11 protein-coding genes are annotated in these 17,323 nt (G+C 61.7%); 10 read left to right on the top strand and 1 reads right to left on the bottom strand.

The window, feature by feature from the left end:
- The first annotated feature begins 34 nt into the window (after positions 1-34).
- The 8 genes from rplQ (at position 35) to FGD77_RS18995 (ending at position 11,196) form a co-directional block, all read left to right on the top strand.
- Positions 35-460: a 50S ribosomal protein L17 gene (rplQ, locus tag FGD77_RS19030; protein WP_255012682.1), complete on the top strand. Its 426-nt coding sequence runs from the start codon at positions 35-37 to the stop codon at positions 458-460.
- Between the two features lie 140 nt (positions 461-600).
- A complete protein-coding gene (locus tag FGD77_RS19025) occupies positions 601-1,983 on the top strand; it encodes a trypsin-like peptidase domain-containing protein (protein WP_255012679.1) in 1,383 nt (460 codons plus the stop codon).
- A 3-nt stretch (positions 1,984-1,986) separates the two neighbouring features.
- A complete protein-coding gene (locus FGD77_RS19020) occupies positions 1,987-3,303 on the top strand; it encodes a replication-associated recombination protein A (protein WP_255012677.1) in 1,317 nt (438 codons plus the stop codon).
- Positions 3,304-3,687: 384 nt separating this feature from the next.
- Positions 3,688-5,316, top strand: coding sequence for an ABC transporter substrate-binding protein (locus FGD77_RS19015; protein ID WP_255012674.1), 1,629 nt, complete (start codon positions 3,688-3,690; stop codon positions 5,314-5,316).
- 338 nt (positions 5,317-5,654) lie between these two features.
- Positions 5,655-7,265: an ABC transporter substrate-binding protein gene (locus FGD77_RS19010; RefSeq protein ID WP_255012670.1), complete on the top strand. Its 1,611-nt coding sequence runs from the start codon at positions 5,655-5,657 to the stop codon at positions 7,263-7,265.
- A 192-nt stretch (positions 7,266-7,457) separates the two neighbouring features.
- Positions 7,458-8,414, top strand: coding sequence for an ABC transporter permease (locus FGD77_RS19005; RefSeq protein ID WP_255012663.1), 957 nt, complete (start codon positions 7,458-7,460; stop codon positions 8,412-8,414).
- A gap of 13 nt (positions 8,415-8,427) precedes the next feature.
- Positions 8,428-9,489 carry an ABC transporter permease gene (locus FGD77_RS19000; RefSeq protein ID WP_255012659.1) on the top strand — a complete coding sequence of 354 codons (1,062 nt, stop codon included), beginning with the start codon at positions 8,428-8,430 and terminating at the stop codon, positions 9,487-9,489.
- Positions 9,490-9,495: 6 nt separating this feature from the next.
- Complete coding sequence (locus FGD77_RS18995; protein WP_255012656.1) at positions 9,496-11,196, top strand: ABC transporter ATP-binding protein; 1,701 nt, start codon at positions 9,496-9,498, stop codon at positions 11,194-11,196.
- An 805-nt stretch (positions 11,197-12,001) separates the two neighbouring features.
- Here the strand turns inward: FGD77_RS18995 and carB are convergent.
- Positions 12,002-15,304 carry a carbamoyl-phosphate synthase large subunit gene (carB, locus tag FGD77_RS18990; RefSeq protein ID WP_255012654.1) on the bottom strand — a complete coding sequence of 1,101 codons (3,303 nt, stop codon included), beginning with the start codon at positions 15,302-15,304 and terminating at the stop codon, positions 12,002-12,004.
- Between the two features lie 245 nt (positions 15,305-15,549).
- On the opposite strand from carB, the gene FGD77_RS18985 reads away from it, so the two are divergent.
- Positions 15,550-16,689, top strand: a complete 1,140-nt coding sequence (locus tag FGD77_RS18985; protein WP_255012641.1) for an aminodeoxychorismate synthase component I — start codon at positions 15,550-15,552, stop codon at positions 16,687-16,689.
- A complete protein-coding gene (locus FGD77_RS18980; protein ID WP_255012638.1) occupies positions 16,644-17,294 on the top strand; it encodes an aminotransferase class IV family protein in 651 nt (216 codons plus the stop codon). The genes FGD77_RS18985 and FGD77_RS18980 overlap by 46 nt, the downstream gene beginning before the upstream one ends.
- The last annotated feature ends 29 nt before the right edge of the window (positions 17,295-17,323 follow it).

The raw sequence follows: 17,323 nt of genomic DNA, 5'->3' as shown, positions 1-17,323 counted from the left end.
CGGACAAAGCAAAACACGTTTAGGAGTATAGAAAATGCGTCACGCAAGAGGTTACCGCCGCCTGAACCGCACCCACGAGCACCGCAAGGCGCTGTGGGCGAATATGGCTGGCTCGCTCATCGAACATGAGCAGATCAAGACGACCCTGCCCAAGGCCAAGGAGCTGCGCCGAATCATCGAAAAGATGATCACGTTGGGCAAACGCGGCGATCTGCACGCGCGCCGCCAGGCGGCTTCGCAGTTGAAGCAGGACCAGTATGTCACGAAACTGTTCGACATCCTCGGCCCCCGCTACAAGGATCGTCAGGGCGGTTACGTCCGCGTCCTGAAGGCCGGCTTTCGCTATGGCGACATGGCGCCGATGGCAATCATCGAATTCGTCGACCGCGATCCCGCTGCCAAGGGCAAGGGCGACAAGGAACGCGTCGCTGCCGAACTGGCGTCGATGGACGAAGACTGAAGCACCGCCCGCAAGGGTCGGAGTTTGCGAGGCCCCCGCCGGATCGGCGGGGGCTTTTGCGTATCTGGGTGCGCGGCGCAAACTTGCAATCGGGCGCCGGGGCGCGCATATCCGTCGAGCACAGATGACGGAGACGCGCGATGCTCAGATCGATTGCCATTGCATTGCTGGTGCTCAGCAGCCCCGCTGTGGCCGAAACTCAGGTTCCGACCAGTCAGACAGAAATCCAGTTGGGTTTTGTGCCTGTGGTCAAGGCGGTGACACCGGCAGTCGTCAACATCTACGCCCGCCGTGTGATCGAGGGCCGCGCCAGCCCCTTTGCAGATGATCCGTTCTTTGGCCAATTGTTCCAGAACTTCGGCGCGCAGCGCCCGCGGGTGGAAAACTCGCTGGGGTCCGGTGTAATTCTGGCATCGGATGGTATGGTCGTGTCGAACTATCATGTGGTGGGGCAGGCGACAGACATCCGTGTCGTGCTGAATGACCGGCGCGAATATGATGCCACCGTCCTTCTGGCCGACGAGGAAAGCGATCTGGCCATCCTGCAACTGACCGGCGCGGAGGATCTGCCTGCGTTAACCCTGCGCGACAGCGAAAACGTCGAAGTTGGCGAGCTGGCGCTGGCTGTCGGCAACCCCTTTGGTGTGGGCCAGACCGTCAGCAGCGGGATCGTGTCCGGCCTCGCGCGGTCAGGTACTGTAACGGGCAATACGCGCGGCTATTTCATTCAGACCGATGCGCCGATCAACCCCGGTAATTCGGGCGGCGCGCTGGTGGATACCAATGGTCGTCTCATTGGGGTCAACACGTCCATTCTCAGCCGGTCGGGTGGTTCAAACGGTATCGGCTTTGCCATTCCCGCGACGCTGGTGCGCCAGTTCATGGAGCAGGCCCGCGCGGGCGCCACAAAATTCGAACGCCCTTGGGCCGGTATCACCGGCCAGCCCGTCACCTACGACATGGCCGAGGGGCTGGGATTGGCCCGATCCGGCGGTATCATTCTGTCGGATATGCACCCGGCCAGCCCCTTTGGCGCGGCGGGGTTGAACCCCGGTGACGTGATTTTGTCCGTTGCCGGGCAGGAGGTGAACGGCCCCGCCGAGATGATCTATCGGATGACCGTCGCCGGGATCGGGGCGGAACTGATGGTCACGGCCGTTCAAGGCGGCGTTCAGCGCGACATCGCCGTGCCGATGCAGCGCGCGCCTGAATCGCCGCCGCGCGCCACGCTGACAACCGGCGCGCGGGCTGCCCTGCCGGGGGTGACCCTCAGCACGATCAATCCGGCCGTGATGGCGGAATACGACCTGCCCCTCACGGCGTCGTCCGGGGTTCTGGTCGTCGATCCGGGTGAAATCGGTGCGCGGGCCGGGCTGCGCGCGGGCGACACCCTGCTGAGCATAAACGGCGCTGAGGTCGCGACCAGCACCGACGCCAGCGCGGCGTTGGAGCGCGCGCGGGGTCGGCTGGCGCTGGATGTGCAACGTGGACAGCGGCGGCTGACCATGCGGTTCCGGCTGTAGGCGATGGCGGATCTGTTCGATACCGGGGAAGCCGCGCCGGAAACGCCACAGCAGGGCCACCGCCCCTTGGCGGACCGTTTGCGCCCCAAGGCGCTGGATGAGGTGATCGGTCAGGAGCAGGTGCTGGGCCCGGAGGCACCTCTGGGGGTGATGCTGGCGGCGGGCAGCCTTGGCTCGCTCATCTTCTGGGGCCCACCCGGGGTGGGCAAGACGACCATCGCGCGCCTTCTGGCGGATGAGACGGATCTGCATTTCGTGCAGATCAGCGCGATCTTCTCTGGCGTGGCCGACCTGAAGAAGGTGTTTCAGGAGGCCCGTCACCGCCGCCAGAACGGGCAGGGGACACTGCTGTTCGTCGACGAAATTCACCGTTTCAACAAGGCGCAGCAGGACGGGTTTTTGCCCTTTATGGAGGATGGCACGATCCTGTTGGTCGGCGCCACGACCGAAAACCCCAGCTTCGAACTGAACGCGGCGCTTTTGTCCCGCAGCCAGGTGTTGGTGCTGACGCGGCTGGCCTTTTCGGATCTGGAACGGCTTGCCCAGCGGGCCGAGCGCGAGATGGGTCGCGCGCTGCCGTTGGACGGCCCGGCCCGCGAGGCGCTGCTGGAAATGGCCGACGGCGATGGCCGCGCCCTGCTGAACCTGATTGAGCAGATCGTCGCGTGGAAGGTCACCGGCAAGCTGGACACCGAGGGCCTTGCCAGCCGCCTGATGCGGCGGGCCGCGAAATACGACAAATCGGGTGATGAGCATTACAATCTGATCTCGGCCCTGCATAAATCGGTGCGCGGGTCTGATCCCGACGCGGCGCTCTACTGGCTGGCACGGATGCTGACGGGGGGCGAGGATCCGCGCTATCTGGCGCGGCGAATCACGCGCATGGCGGTCGAGGATATCGGGCTGGCCGACACGCACGCCCACCGTGTCTGTCTGGATGCGTGGGAAACGTACGAGCGTCTGGGCAGTCCCGAAGGCGAATTGGCGCTGGGGCAGGCGGTGACGTATCTGGCGCTGGCGCCGAAATCGAACGCCGGGTACGCCGCCTTCAAGGCTGCGATGCGCGAGGCCAAGAAAACCGGCTCCGAGCCACCGCCGAAACACATCCTGAACGCCCCGACCAAGCTGATGAAAGAGCAGGGGTATGGCGCGGGCTATGCCTATGACCACGATGCCGAGGACGGGTTTTCAGGCCAGAATTATTTCCCCGAGACCATGAAACGCCCCATTCTCTATCAACCGGTCGAACGTGGGTTCGAGCGCGAACTGAAGAAGCGGTTGGACTATTTTACCAAGCTGCGGCTCAAGCGAGGATCGTGACGGCCAGATCGTCAGATTGGCCGTGACCGGCGACTAATCCTTTGTTTGCGACATATCCCGACCGCCAGAGTAGTGGTGCAAATGTTAGTTTAACGTTGCGCGGGTGGCACGGCACATCGTCAACCCCCAAATGTACGGGTTTGCTATAGATTTCCGCTGGCGATCTGGCGTGTTTCATGTTCCCCTAGCCCCATGTTGCAATCAAGCCACTCGCTTTGCACCCTTCCCGCGCTGGGGCAGATGCCCTCGCGCGAGAGCTGCGCAGATCCGCGCAGCGGCGGCCTGACACGGCCGGGCCGCCTTCGGCCCCATCCCTTTGATATCCTTGCGGGCCAGCCCGGTGCGACGCGCGATTACTCATTCCAATTGACAGAGGAAATCTGAATGACCAAGCACACTCAGTCCAAGACCAACAATTCAAGCGTGACCGCCACGCTGGACAGCGCCGCGCGCAGCGGCAGCATGTCCCGTCGCGCATTCATCAACAATTCGGCGCTGGTGGGTATCGGCGCCGGCGCGGCAGGCGGGCTGTGGACCGGCAAGGCGCGGGCGGCCACCCCGCAAAAGGGTGGCACGTTCCGCTTTGGCATCCATGACGGCAACTCGTCGGACAACCACGATCCGGGCACTTATGTCAGCCGCCAGCAGATCTATCTGGCGCACCAGTATCGCAGCTACCTGACGATGATCAATTCGGACGGCACGCTCGGCAACGATCTGGCGACCGGGTGGGAGCCGAACGACGACGCGTCGGTCTGGACATTCGAGATCACGCCCGACGCCACGTTCCACAGCGGCAAGCCTGTGACATCCGAGGATGTGGTCAATTCGCTGAACTTCCACCGGGGCGAAAAATCGACATCAGCGGCGAAATCCTTGCTGTCGTCGGTCACCGACATTCGCGCCGACGGCGATCATGCGGTCGTGGTCGAACTGGATGCCGGCAATGCGGACGTGCCGTGGCTGATGACCGACTACCACTTTGCCATTTGCCCCAGCGATGGGGAGGGCGGCATCGACTGGCAGTCGGGCGACGGGTCCGGCCCCTACAAGATCGACGATGCTGATTGGGGCGTTCAGTTCCGCTTGTCGCGTCACGACGGCTGGCACCTGGAGGGTGCGTATTTTGACAAGCTGCTGATGCTGGTGCTGAACGATCCCAACGCCCGCCAGACCGCGTTGGTGACTGGCGATGTCGATGCGATCTCGCTCGTCGATCTCAAGACCAAGGCGCTACTGGAGCGCGATCCGTCGATTGAAATCCTTAGCGTGCCGTCGGCTGCTGCGATCACGATGCCGATGTTCTGCGATACCGCACCCTTCAACGATGTGAATGTGCGCAACGCGCTGAAACTGGCGATGGATCGCGACGAGATCATCGCGAAGATCGCCTTTGGCGAGGCAACGAAGGGCAATGATTTCCACCACAGCCCGGCGATGCCCTATTTCCCCGAAGGCATTGAGCAGCGCGAATACGATCCCGATCAGGCGAAATCGCTGCTGAAAAAGGCCGGCGCCGAAGGCGTCGAGGTAAGCATCAGCACCGCCGACTCGGTCTTTTCCGGCGCCGTCGACATGTGCGTGCTCTATTCAGAGCAAGCCAGCAAGGCCGGCATCAAGGTGAACGTCGTGCGCGAGCCGAATGACGGCTACTACTCGGATGTCTGGCTGAAAAAGCCGTTCACGGCTGTCAGCTGGGGCGCGCGCCCCACGCCCGACGTGATGTACAGCCTTGCTTACGCATCCGATGCTGCATGGAACGAATCGCACTGGCAGAACGAGGACTTCAACAAGCTGCTGGTCCAGGCGAAGGCCGAACTGGACGACAGTTTGCGCGGCGAGATGTATCGCGAAATGGCGCTGCTGGCCCGCGATGATGGCGGTACGATCATCCCGTTCTTCAACAACTTCGTCTACGCGGTGCGCAATAACGTCTCGGTCGGTGAAAATCTTGCGCCGAGCTGGGAACTGGACGGCGCACGCGGCCCCAGCCGCTGGTGGTTCACGGGCTGATTTCCACAAAGCCCCGTTACGTGACAGCGACCAGACCCGGCGTGGCATTGCGCCGGGTCTGCATTGGCCCCAGACGACGCGGGCCGGACGCAGGTTTTTGGGCGTAGTTCAGTGTTAGGCCACCGCCTCATGCAAGTTTATTTCACCAAGGGCAACAATGCGGAAATATCGTTGCGTTCTCAGGAAATTTGTGGATGCCGGGTATCTTTCGTGTTTTGCTGGCAACAGGTCGCTTCTGACTCCGTCTTCTGGCCGCAACAGGCACAGACTGCACAGGCGTATTGAAACACCATCCGCCTGTGCAAAGCGGGATCAAAGCCGATATTCAGGGAGATGACATGAAAAATCCGAACACTCAGATGATGTTGGACCGATTGGCGCACGCCGCCCGCGAGGGGAGGGTTTCACGCCGTTCGTTCATGAATTACTCGATGGCCGCAGGCGTCACCGCCAGCGCCGCAACCGGCCTATGGGGCACCGCCGCGCGGGCCGAGCCAAAGCGTGGAGGCACCTTTCGCATCGCGCAACATGATGGCAACTCGGGCGACAGCAACGATCCGGGCCTTTACGAATCCAACGCCGAAATCCTGCTGGCACACACGCAGCGGGCGTTCCTGACGCTGATCGAAACCGATGGCACGCTTGGCCCTGACGTGGCGACAGAATGGTCGGCCACACCGGATGCGTCCGAGTGGACGTTCAAGCTGAACCCCAAAGCGACGTTCCATTCAGGCAAGAAGGTAACGGCCGAGGATGTCGTGGCCTCAATAAATTATCACCGCGGCGAGGACAGCACATCGACCGCCAAGGCGCTGTTGACCAGTGTCACGGACGTCGTTGCGCAAGACGAATCGACAGTCGTGTTTAAAATGGATGCAGGCAATGCGGATCTGCCGTGGCTTATGACCGACTATCACTTGGTCATACTGCCTGCGAACGAGGACGGCACTGCCAACTGGCAATCCGGCGATGGCTGTGGCCCCTACAAACTGGACAACTGGGAGCCGGGCATCCGCGCCTCGCTGACCCGCCACGACGATTGGCACGGTGAGGGGGCCTATTTCGACGCGATCGAGGTGATCTTCATCAACGACCCCAATGCGCGTCAGACGGCGCTGGTGACCGGCGACGCGGACGCGACAAGCTGGCTGGAGAACAAGACAATGGCGCTGGTCGAGCGTCACCCCGACGTCGATGTGATAAACCTGCCATCCGCGCAGACGATTACCATGCCGATGTTCTGCGACGTGGAGCCATTCACCGATGTGAACGTGCGCAAGGCCCTGAAGCTGTCGATCAACCGCGAAGACATGATGGAGAAGATTCTGTTTGGCGCGGCAACGATCGGCAACGATTTCCACCATTCGCCCGCCATGCCTTATTGGCCCGACGATGTAGAGCAGACCCCCTACGATCCCGATCAGGCCAAATCGCTGCTGAAAACGGCAGGAATGGAGAATCTGTCGGTCACGCTCCATTCTGCCGATTCCATCGCAACCGGCGCGGTCGATGCGGCCATCCTTTATTCGGAACACGCCAAGGCCGCGGGCATCGACATCAAAGTCGCGCGCGAGCCGAATGACGGCTATTGGTCCGATATCTGGCTGAAGAAACCGTGGTGCATGGTGGCATGGGGTGCGCGCCCGACGCCGGACGTGATGTACAGCCTTGCCTACAAGGACGACGCCGCCTGGAACGAATCGCACTGGCAGAACGAAGAGTTCAACAAGCTGCTGCTTCAGGCCAAGGCCGAGCTGGACGATGGCCTGCGCGCCGAGATGTATCGCGATATGGCAGTTCTGGCGCGTGATGACGGGGGCACGGTCATCCCGTATTTCCCGAACTTCGTTTACGGCAAGCGCAAGAATATAGGCACCACCGGCGAATACGCGATCAGCTGGCAGCTGGACGGCTACCGCGCCGCAAGCCGCTGGTGGTTCGAAAGCTAGACGATAGAGCACCCGGCCCGGCGCCCCTGCGGCCGCCGGGCTGTCATGCCCATACCGCGCCACGGCGCGGGATTTTGGGCCAAAATCAATGCCATGGACCCACGGGGTACCGTGATAGAGATGGCGATTTACTGTTAATTCGCGTCTGACCATGTTAGCGGTGGCAGACCGGAACAACAGCAGGAGGGATAAATGGGCGACATTCTTGGGCTTGTTGCGAAACGGCTCGGTCTGGGGCTGGTCATACTACTCGTGATTTCAGTCATCATCTTCTTCATGGTCGAACTCTTGCCAGGCGACATCGCCGAGGCGGTTCTGGGCCAAGGCGCGACCGAGGAAAACGTCAGAAACCTGCGCGAGCAGATGGGGCTGAACGACCCCGCGATCGTGCGGTATTTCGATTGGCTGAGAAGTGCGGTGACGCTTGATTTCGGTCGGTCCATCGTGACCCAGGAAACGGTGATGAGCGTGATCGGTGAACGGTTCCGCAACACGCTGTTCCTTGCCACCTATGCCGCCGTCATCGCGGTGCCCTTCGCCATTACCCTTGGTGTGATCGTCGCGCTTCTGCGCAACTCGATCTTCGACCGGGTGGCCAACGTGCTGACGCTGACGTCGATCTCCAGCCCGGAATTCTTTCTGGGCTACATCCTGATCCTCTTCTTTTCGGTCAAGTGGGGCATGTTCCCCGCGATCGCCAGCCTGAGTGACAGCATGTCCTTCTGGGAACTGCTGGAGCGCACGTTCCTGCCGGCGCTGACGCTGGTTCTGGTTGTCACCGCGCACATGATGCGCATGACGCGCGCCGCCATCATCAACCTGCTGGCCTCGCCCTATATCGAAATGGCCAAGCTGAAGGGCACCCCGCCGTGGAAGGTCATCGTGCGCCACGCGCTGCCCAACGCCTGGGCGCCGATCATCAACGTGATCGCGCTGAACCTCGCGTATCTCATCACCGGCGTCGTGCTGGTCGAAGTGGTCTTCGTCTATCCCGGCATCGGGCAGGCGTTGGTCGACGCGGTCAGCAAACGCGACTTTCCTGTGGTGCAGGCCTGCTGCCTGATCTTCGCCGCAACATTCATCCTGCTCAATCTCGCAGCAGATGTGGGTGCCATCCTGACCAATCCGCGCCTGCGGCATCCGAAGTAAGGGAGTTCGAGATATGAGCATTTTTGTAATCGCATACTATTCGCTGCTCCTGATCGCGTCATGCCTTGCCGCGTTCTACAATAAAAGATCAGCGTTCCTGCTTCTGTTTTCACTGACGTTGGTGTCGTTCGTTGTGGGCATCATCGGAGGCGCAGACGCACTCAAGATGATCGCGGTCGCGGCCGGTGTTCTCGCGTTGGCGGCAATGGTGTCCTATACTTTCCGCGAGTTCCTGATCCTGCTCGTCTCCAAGGAGATGGCCAAGGAATTGCGGACCGCGCCGCTTACCGCCGCCTTTGGCATGTTCGTGATCTTCACCTACGCCATCGCGGGTATCTTTGCCCCGTGGATCGCGCCCTTTGGCGAGGCCGAGGTGATTGCGTCGGCCTTCGCACCGGCGGACCAGAACATGCTGCTGGGTGCTGATCAATTGGGTCGCGACATGTTCAGTCGCCTGATCTATGGCACGCGCAATTCGGTCGGGCTGGCGCTGACGGCGACGCTGTTGGCGTTTATCGTCGGTGCCTTTCTGGGTCTTCTGGCGGCGACCAAGGGGGGGATACTGGACAACTTCCTGGGACGATTCGCGGATGTGATCATGTCGATCCCGTCGCTGATCTTTGCGCTGCTGATGCTGTCGATCTTCGGCCCGTCGATGCCGGTCATCATCATCGCCGTGTCGATCATCTACGCACCGCGCGTCTTCCGCCTGACGCGGGCCGTCGCGGGCGATGTCGTGGTGATGGACTATATCGAAGCGGCCAAACTGCGCGGGGAGGGTACCTGGTACCTCATCCGGCGCGAGATTCTGCCAAACTCGACCGCACCGCTGGTTGCTGAATTCGGTCTGGAATTCTGCTTTGTGTTCCTGCTGGTCGCGGGCCTGTCATTCCTTGGCCTTGGTATCCAGCCACCCACGGCCGATTGGGGATCTATGGTGCGCGAGAATGCAACGCTGATCTCATTTGGCGAAATCACACCGCTTATTCCAGCCGCCGCCATCGCGCTACTGACCGTCGGGGTCAATTTCGTGGTGGACTGGATGCTGCACCGGTCCTCGGGACTGAAGGAGTAAAGACGCATGACCTTTGACAAAAGCAAACACGATATCCTTCTGAAAATCAGAAACCTGAAAATTCAGGGCTATTCGGACGAAACTTGGGTCGACATCATCAAGGGTGTCGACCTGACCCTGCACCGCGGCGAAGTGATGGGTCTGATCGGGGAATCGGGCGCTGGTAAATCCACCATCGGCGCCGCTGCGATGGGCTATGCCCGTGACGGCACGCGCATCTCCGAAGACTCGTCTATCGAGTTCGACGGGATGGAGCTGACCACCGCCACCGAGGGAGAGCGGCGCGGCCTGCGCGGCAAGCGTATTGCCTATGTTGCGCAATCGGCCGCGGCGTCCTTCAACCCCGCGCACAAGATCATCGATCAGCACACCGAGGGGCCGCTGCAATATCGTCTGAAAAAACGGATGGAGGCGCAGGAAGACGCGATTGATCTATATAACCGTCTGCGCCTGCCGAACCCCGAGGAGATCGGGTTTCGCTATCCCCATCAGGTCTCTGGCGGTCAGTTGCAGCGTGCGATGACGGCAATGGCCATGTCCTGTCGGCCCGATCTGATCATCTTTGACGAGCCGACGACGGCGCTGGATGTGACCACCCAGATCGAGGTTCTGGCCGCGATCCGGGACATCGTCGATCAGTTCGATACAGCCGCGCTTTATATCACGCACGACCTCGCGGTCGTCGCGCAGATGGCCGACACGATCAAGGTACTGCTGAAAGGCGAAGAGGTGGAAGAAGCCTCGACCGCCGAGATGCTGAATAACCCAAAGGAGGAATACACCAAATCCCTCTGGGCCGTACGCAGCTTCGAGTCGCCGCAGCGTCAGCGTGATGGCCGTGACTGCCTGATTTCCGTCAAGAACGTCGATGCCGCCTATTCCGCCGGTCCCAAGATCCTGGATAACGTCAGTTTTGACATCTACGAAGGCATGACCGTGGCCGTGGTGGGTGAATCGGGGTCGGGCAAGTCCACAACAGCACGCGTCATTACGGGCCTTCTGCCGCCCCAGAAAGGCGAGGTGCTGTTCAAGGGCCAGCCGTTCCCGGCGGATTACCGCAACCGAAACAAGGAACAGCTGCGCCAGTGCCAGATGATCTATCAGATGGCCGACACCGCGCTGAACCCCAAGGTCAAGATCAGCGAGATCATCGGACGGCCTGCGAGATTCTATTCCGGCCTCAAGGGGGCGGCACTGAAAAACCGGGTGGACGAGCTGCTGGATCTGATCGAACTGGAGCCGGCGAAATACTACAATCGGTACCCGTCCGAATTGTCAGGTGGCCAGAAGCAGCGCATCGGCATCGCCCGTGCGCTGGCGGCCGAGCCCAGCTTTATCGTTTGTGACGAAGTAACATCTGCGCTGGATCAACTTGTCGCCGAGGGTATTCTGCGCCTGCTGGACCGCCTGCAGGATGAGCTGAACCTGGCCTATATGTTCATCACTCATGATCTGGCGACGGTACGGTCGATCGCCGACGAAGTGGTCGTCATGCAGCATGGCAAGGTGGTCGAACAGGGTCCGAAGGACGCGATGTTCACGCCGCCGCACCACCCCTATACGGACCTTCTGCTCAGCTCGGTCCCGGAAATGGATCCTGATTGGTTGACCACGCTTCTGGAGGAGCGGGGCCTGGAAAACCTGGGTGAGGCGGCATCGCAGCAGATTGACCCCAAAGACAAGAAGATCATGCCCTCGGACGCATAACGCGTTTTTCGGGGGCTATCTCTATCCCAAAAGAAAAGCGGCGGATGGGACACCATCCGCCGCATATATTTACGGGCAGTCGTTTGTCAGGGGCCGCTCCCTGCGCGCGCCGGACGGCCCTCAGGTCATGGCGATGCCGGTCAGGACCATCGTGCCAACAATTGCGGCATAGACAATCAGGACGGCAGGAAAGTTTGCGCTGTGCGCCCGCAGTTCGCGGTTCAGTTGTTCTCTGGTCATGGCTCTATCGCTTCTGGCCGTGGGACAGGGGCACTCCGGACCCTGATCCAAATTGGGTATTGGCGCATGGGTGTGTCCCATCCGCCGCTGCATCTGCTGAAACTTTTGAAGTGGCCAGCCCTGTCAGGGTTGGCCCGGGCCTGCGTGTCAGGTCATCGACATCGCGGACAGGACCATGGTCCCGAAGATCAGGCCATAGACAAAAAGCACAGCGGGCCATGTGGCACTATGCATGCGAAATTCGCGGTTCAATTGATCCCTGGTCATGGGTGCCTCCCTAGTGCTGCATATTCATCTCAGGCTCACCGTGTCGCCTTGACCCGGATCTATCTATCTTTTTGGGGAAAGCAATGGGTATTCGAATAATATTACATGCAATGGCAGCATGGCTGCCGTGGCTGGAGCGCATAACTGGCATGTTGGTTCGTAAGGTGCTGTTTTTAAGTTGGAATATTTATGATTATTCCGGCAGAAATACGCCTAATATTATTTCGTACTCACGCGCAGATGCCGCTTTGTAACACTGCGTGCGCAGGCCGGACAATTGCCCGGCCTGCGCTGTGTCTCAGGCCGCTGTCGGACCTTGCAGCGGCATCACCGTCAGATCGCCCTCTTGGCGGGCCTGCATCGCCTGTGCGGCGGCCAGCGACGCGGCAGCGGTGGTGAAGTACGGGATCTTGTCATACAGCGCCACCGACCGGATTTCGCGGCTGTCCTCAACCGACAGCGCGCCCTCGGTCGTGTTCATCACCACGGCAATCTCGCCGTTCTTCAGCATGTCGACGATATTCGGGCGTCCCTCATAGACCTTGTTCACCACGGTGCAGGGCAGGTCGTGCTCGGCCAGGAACGCCGCCGTGCCGCGGGTGGCGACGATGGTGAAACCCATGTCCAGCATGATGCGCGCGGCCTGGATGATCTGCGGCGTCTTGTCGGTGTCCTTGATCGAAAAGAACACCGCGCCGCTTTCCGGCAGCACCACACCGGCGCCTATCTGCGCCTTGAGGAAGGCGCGGGGGAAACTGACATCCCAGCCCATGACTTCGCCGGTTGAGCGCATTTCAGGCCCCAGGATCGTATCGACACCGGGGAATCGGGCGAAGGGCATCACCGCCTCTTTCACCGAAAACCACGGCATCGCATAGTCGGCCAGCGTCATCTGGTCGGCCATCGGCAGGCTGCCCGGTGTTGCGCCGCTGGGGTAGGCGCCGCGATGCGGGAAATTGCTCAGCGGTTCGCCCGCCATCAGGCGAGCGGCGATGGAGGCGATCGCAGAATCGGTCGCCTTGGCCACGAAGGGTACGGTGCGGCTGGCGCGGGGGTTCACCTCGATCAGGAAGATTTCACCGTTCTTGACCGCGAACTGGACGTTCATCAGCCCGACGACCTTCAGCGCGCGGGCGAGCGCGACAGTCTGCCGTTCGATTTCAGCGATGATATCCGCATCCAACGTGTAGGGCGGGATTGAGCAGGCGGAATCTCCGGAATGAACGCCGGCCTCTTCGATATGCTGCATGATGCCGGCGACATGCACGTTCTCTCCATCGCACAGCGCATCGACATCACATTCGATCGCGCCCGACAGATAGCTGTCCAGCAGCACCGGGCTTTTGCCCGAAACGACGACCGCCTCGGCGATGTAGCGCTCCAGATGTGGCATGTCGCGCACGATCTCCATCGCGCGCCCACCCAGCACATAGGAGGGGCGGATGACCAGCGGGAAGCCGATCTTTTCCGCAATCGCAAAGGCTTGGGCGTCGGTCGAGGCGATGCCGTTCACCGGTTGTTTCAGATCCAGACGGTTGACCAGATCCTGAAACCGCTCGCGGTCCTCGGCCAGGTCGATGGCGTCGGGCGACGTGCCCAGGATCGGGATGCCCTCGGCTTCCAGCGCGTTGGCCAGCTTTAGCGGGGTCTGCCCGCCGAACTGTACGATCACGCCGTGCAGCGTGCCGTTTTCCTGCTCGACGCGCAGGATTTCCATCACATGTTCGAACGTCAGCGGTTCGAAATAGAGCCGGTCGGAGGTGTCGTAATCGGTCGAAACCGTCTCGGGGTTGCAGTTGATCATGATCGTCTCATAACCCGCATCCGACAGCGCATAGCAGGCGTGGCAGCAGCAATAATCGAACTCGATGCCCTGGCCGATACGGTTCGGACCGCCGCCCAGGATAACGACCTTCTTGGCATCGGTGGGCCGCGCCTCGCATTCCACATCGCCCATCATCGGGGCCTCGTAGGTGGAGTACATATAGGGCGTCTGCGCCTCGAATTCGGCGGCGCAGGTGTCGATCCGCTTGAACACGGCGTTGACGTCGGCGCTGCGCCGGGCAGCGCGCACGGCTGTTTCGGTTTGGCCGGTCAGCGTGGCAAGGCGCGCATCGGCAAAGCCCATCATCTTCAGGCGCCGCAGGCCTGCGGCATCCTTGGGCAGGCCGCTGGCGCGAACACCCTCCTCGGCTTCGATAATCTCGCGGATGCGGGCCAGAAACCACGGGTCGTACATGGTGACGGCGTGGATGTCGTCGTCGCTCAGCCCGTGGCGCATGGCCTGCGCGATCACGCGGATGCGGTCGGGCGTCTGTTTCGCCAGCGCACGGGTAATGGCAGCTGCCTCCGGCGCGCCTTCGATGGCGATCTCGTCAAAGCCTGTCAGGCCGGTCTCCAGCGACGCCAGCGCTTTTTGCAGGCTCTCGTGGATCGTGCGGCCAATCGCCATGACCTCGCCCACCGATTTCATGGCAGTGGTCAGATGCGGTTCGGAGCCGGCGAATTTCTCGAAGGCAAAGCGCGGAATCTTTGTGACGACGTAATCGATCGATGGTTCAAAGCTGGCCGGCGTGACCCGGGTGATGTCGTTGTCCAGCTCGTCCAGCGTATAGCCGACGGCCAGCTTGGCCGCGATCTTGGCGATCGGGAATCCCGTCGCCTTGGATGCCAACGCCGAAGAACGCGACACGCGCGGGTTCATTTCGATTACCACCATGCGCCCGTCTGCGGGGTTGATCGCCCATTGCACGTTCGATCCGCCGGTTTCGACGCCGATCTCGCGCAGGACCGCAATCGATTGATTGCGCATCACCTGATATTCCTTGTCCGTCAGGGTCAGGGCAGGGGCCACGGTGATCGAATCGCCCGTGTGGACGCCCATCGGATCGACATTTTCGATGGCGCAGACGATGATCGCGTTGTCGGCACTGTCGCGCACGACCTCCATCTCGAACTCTTTCCAGCCCAGAAGCGATTCATCAATCAGGATCTGGTTGACCGGGGACGCATCCAGCCCGGTCTTGCAATAATGCTCGTAATCCTCGCGGTTATAGGCCACGCCGCCCCCGGTGCCGCCAAGGGTAAAGGCAGGGCGGATGATTGCAGGAAGCCCTACGTAATCAATGGCATCCATGCATTCTTGCATAGTGTTGGCAATCGTTGCCTTGGGGTTTTCGATGCCCAGCCGGTCCATCGCCTCGCGGAACAGCTTGCGGTCTTCGGCCATTTCGATGGCCTCTCGGTTGGCGCCGATCAGTTCGACGCCGAATTTCTCCAGTACTCCCATATCGGCGACTGCCAGTGCAGTATTCAGGCCGGTTTGGCCGCCCATGGTGGGCAGCAGCGCGTCGGGGCGTTCCTTTTCGATGATTTTGGCGACGATCTCGGGCGTGATCGGCTCGATATAGGTGGCGTCGGCCAGCCCCGGATCGGTCATGATCGTCGCCGGATTCGAATTGACGAGGATCACCCGATACCCTTCTTCGCGCAGCGCCTTGCAGGCCTGCGCACCGGAATAGTCAAACTCGCAAGCCTGCCCGATGATGATGGGTCCGGCCCCGATGATCATGATGGATGAAATATCGTCGCGCTTTGGCATAACCCGTGTCCCCGCTTGGCAGCTGTGGTTGCGCAGGCCCGCCGGGAGCGTCGCATCGGATCGCGTTGGGCGGGCGCGCAAATTGGTGGCGTTATATCCATGCGGCGCTCCGGCGCAAGGGGCTAGGCTACAGGCGCGCGCCGACTGGCACTGATTTCAAGTTCTGTTTTAACTTGGGCGTGAAACACACTAGGTAGCGGCCAAGGTGGCGGCGCGCACAAAGAAGCGCGCAGGGAGGGTTGCAGGTGGAAATTCGCTTCGATCATGGGCCGGTGGGGCCGGACGGGGATGGCGCCTGCCTGTTCGCGGCGCCGCGCCGGATGATCCTTGCACAGGATGCGGGCGATGTGCCGGGCGCACTGGCCGCGCTGGATGCCGCGCGCGCAGATGGCGCATGGCTGGCAGGATATGCCAGCTACGAGCTGGGCTATGCGCTGGAGCCGCGCCTTCGGCCGCTGATGCCAACCCGCCGCCGACTGCCGCTGATGGCATTCGGTGTCTATGATGCACCCACGCTTGCGCCGGACCTGCCCAAGGGTGGCGGCAGCCTGTCGGAATTTACGCCCCGCTGGGATGCGGCCCGCTACGCTGCCGCGTTCGATAGGGTTCATGACTATATCAGCGCCGGTGATTTCTATCAGGCCAACCTGACCTTTCCGCTGGAGGGGACGGCATCAGGCGATCCCGCTGCGGTTTATGCCGCGCTATTTGCGGCGCAGCCGGTGCGCCACGGCGCGCTGGTACGCCAGCCGGACTTGCCTTCGCTGCTGTCACGCTCGCCCGAGCTGTTCTTTCGCACCGATACGTCCGGGCGCATCCAGACCCGCCCGATGAAGGGCACCCAGCCGCGCAGCGCCGATCCCGCCGAGGACGCGCACCGTCGTATTTTCCTGTCCAGCGATGAGAAGAACCGCGCCGAGAATCTGATGATCGTCGATCTCTTGCGCAACGATCTCAGCCGCGTCTGCACGCCCGGCAGCGTCACCGTGCCGGAACTTTTCACCATCGAAAGCTATAGCACCGTCCACCAAATGACGTCGCTGATCGAGGGGCAGATGAGGCCCGATACGGGCCTTGCCGGGCTCTTTACCGCGCTGTTCCCCTGTGGGTCGATCACCGGCGCGCCGAAGCTGCGCGCCATGCAGGTGCTGCGCGATCTGGAGCCGGAGGCGCGCGACATCTACTGTGGCTCTATCGGCTGGGCTGCGCCGGACGGGCGGGCCGAATTCAACGTTGCGATCCGCACCCTGCTGCTGGACGATGGGGGACGCGTGACGCTCAATGTCGGCGGCGGCGTGGTTTATGACAGTACGGCCGAGGCCGAATATGAGGAGGCGCTGTGGAAAACCCGCTTTGCCCGCCCGCTGATCCGGGATTCGCACTGATCGAGACGATGTTGTGGACGCCGGGCATCGGCATCGCCCACCGTGCGCGCCACATGGCCCGGCTGCGTCGCTCGGCGCGCGCCCTCGGGATCACGCCGCAGGGGGCCGAGTCTGCGCTGGAAGGTATCACCGCCGATGGCCCGCTGCGCCTGCGCCTGACCGTGGACGCGGCAGGGCAGGCCGCAGTTACTGCCACCCCGTTCCAGCCGCTCGCGCCCGATACCCGGTGGCGCGTTGCCATCCACCCCCAGCGGCTTGACGCCGCTGATCCATGGCTGCGGCACAAGACGACGCGCCGTGCGCTTTATGACACCGCCCGCGCCGACCTGCCTCCGGGTATCGACGAATGGATATTCCTCAATACCGGCGGCGCGCTGTGCGAGGGGACCATCACCAATCTCTATATCGATACCGGCGACAGCCTTCTGACCCCACCGCGCGCCTGCGGCCTGCTGCCCGGTATCGGGCGCGAATCGCTGATCGCCGCCCGCCGTGCGTTACTCGCTCGTCTGACGCCGCAGGACATCACCGAGGGCACAGCACTTTACGTCGGCAATGCGTTACGCGGTCTGATCCGCGCCGACCTCGTCCATTCTTCTTGCTGAAAATATCCTCGCCGAAGGCGAAAAAGGCC

This window comes from Roseovarius sp. M141, assembly GCF_024355225.1.
GTDB lineage: Bacteria > Pseudomonadota > Alphaproteobacteria > Rhodobacterales > Rhodobacteraceae > Roseovarius.
The sequence above is the reverse complement of the archived record's forward strand: the minus strand, read 5'-3'. Positions and strand labels throughout refer to the sequence as shown.

Bases quoted from the DNA above. Each gene is read 5' to 3' on its own strand.
- rplQ (WP_255012682.1), top strand. From the start codon at position 35: ATGCGTCACGCAAGAGGTTACCGCCGCCTGAACCGCACCCACGAGCAC.
- FGD77_RS19025 (WP_255012679.1), top strand. From the start codon at position 601: ATGCTCAGATCGATTGCCATTGCATTGCTGGTGCTCAGCAGCCCCGCT.
- FGD77_RS19020 (WP_255012677.1), top strand. From the start codon at position 1,987: ATGGCGGATCTGTTCGATACCGGGGAAGCCGCGCCGGAAACGCCACAG.
- FGD77_RS19015 (WP_255012674.1), top strand. From the start codon at position 3,688: ATGACCAAGCACACTCAGTCCAAGACCAACAATTCAAGCGTGACCGCC.
- FGD77_RS19010 (WP_255012670.1), top strand. From the start codon at position 5,655: ATGAAAAATCCGAACACTCAGATGATGTTGGACCGATTGGCGCACGCC.
- FGD77_RS19005 (WP_255012663.1), top strand. From the start codon at position 7,458: ATGGGCGACATTCTTGGGCTTGTTGCGAAACGGCTCGGTCTGGGGCTG.
- FGD77_RS19000 (WP_255012659.1), top strand. From the start codon at position 8,428: ATGAGCATTTTTGTAATCGCATACTATTCGCTGCTCCTGATCGCGTCA.
- FGD77_RS18995 (WP_255012656.1), top strand. From the start codon at position 9,496: ATGACCTTTGACAAAAGCAAACACGATATCCTTCTGAAAATCAGAAAC.
- carB (WP_255012654.1), bottom strand. From the start codon at position 15,304: ATGCCAAAGCGCGACGATATTTCATCCATCATGATCATCGGGGCCGGA.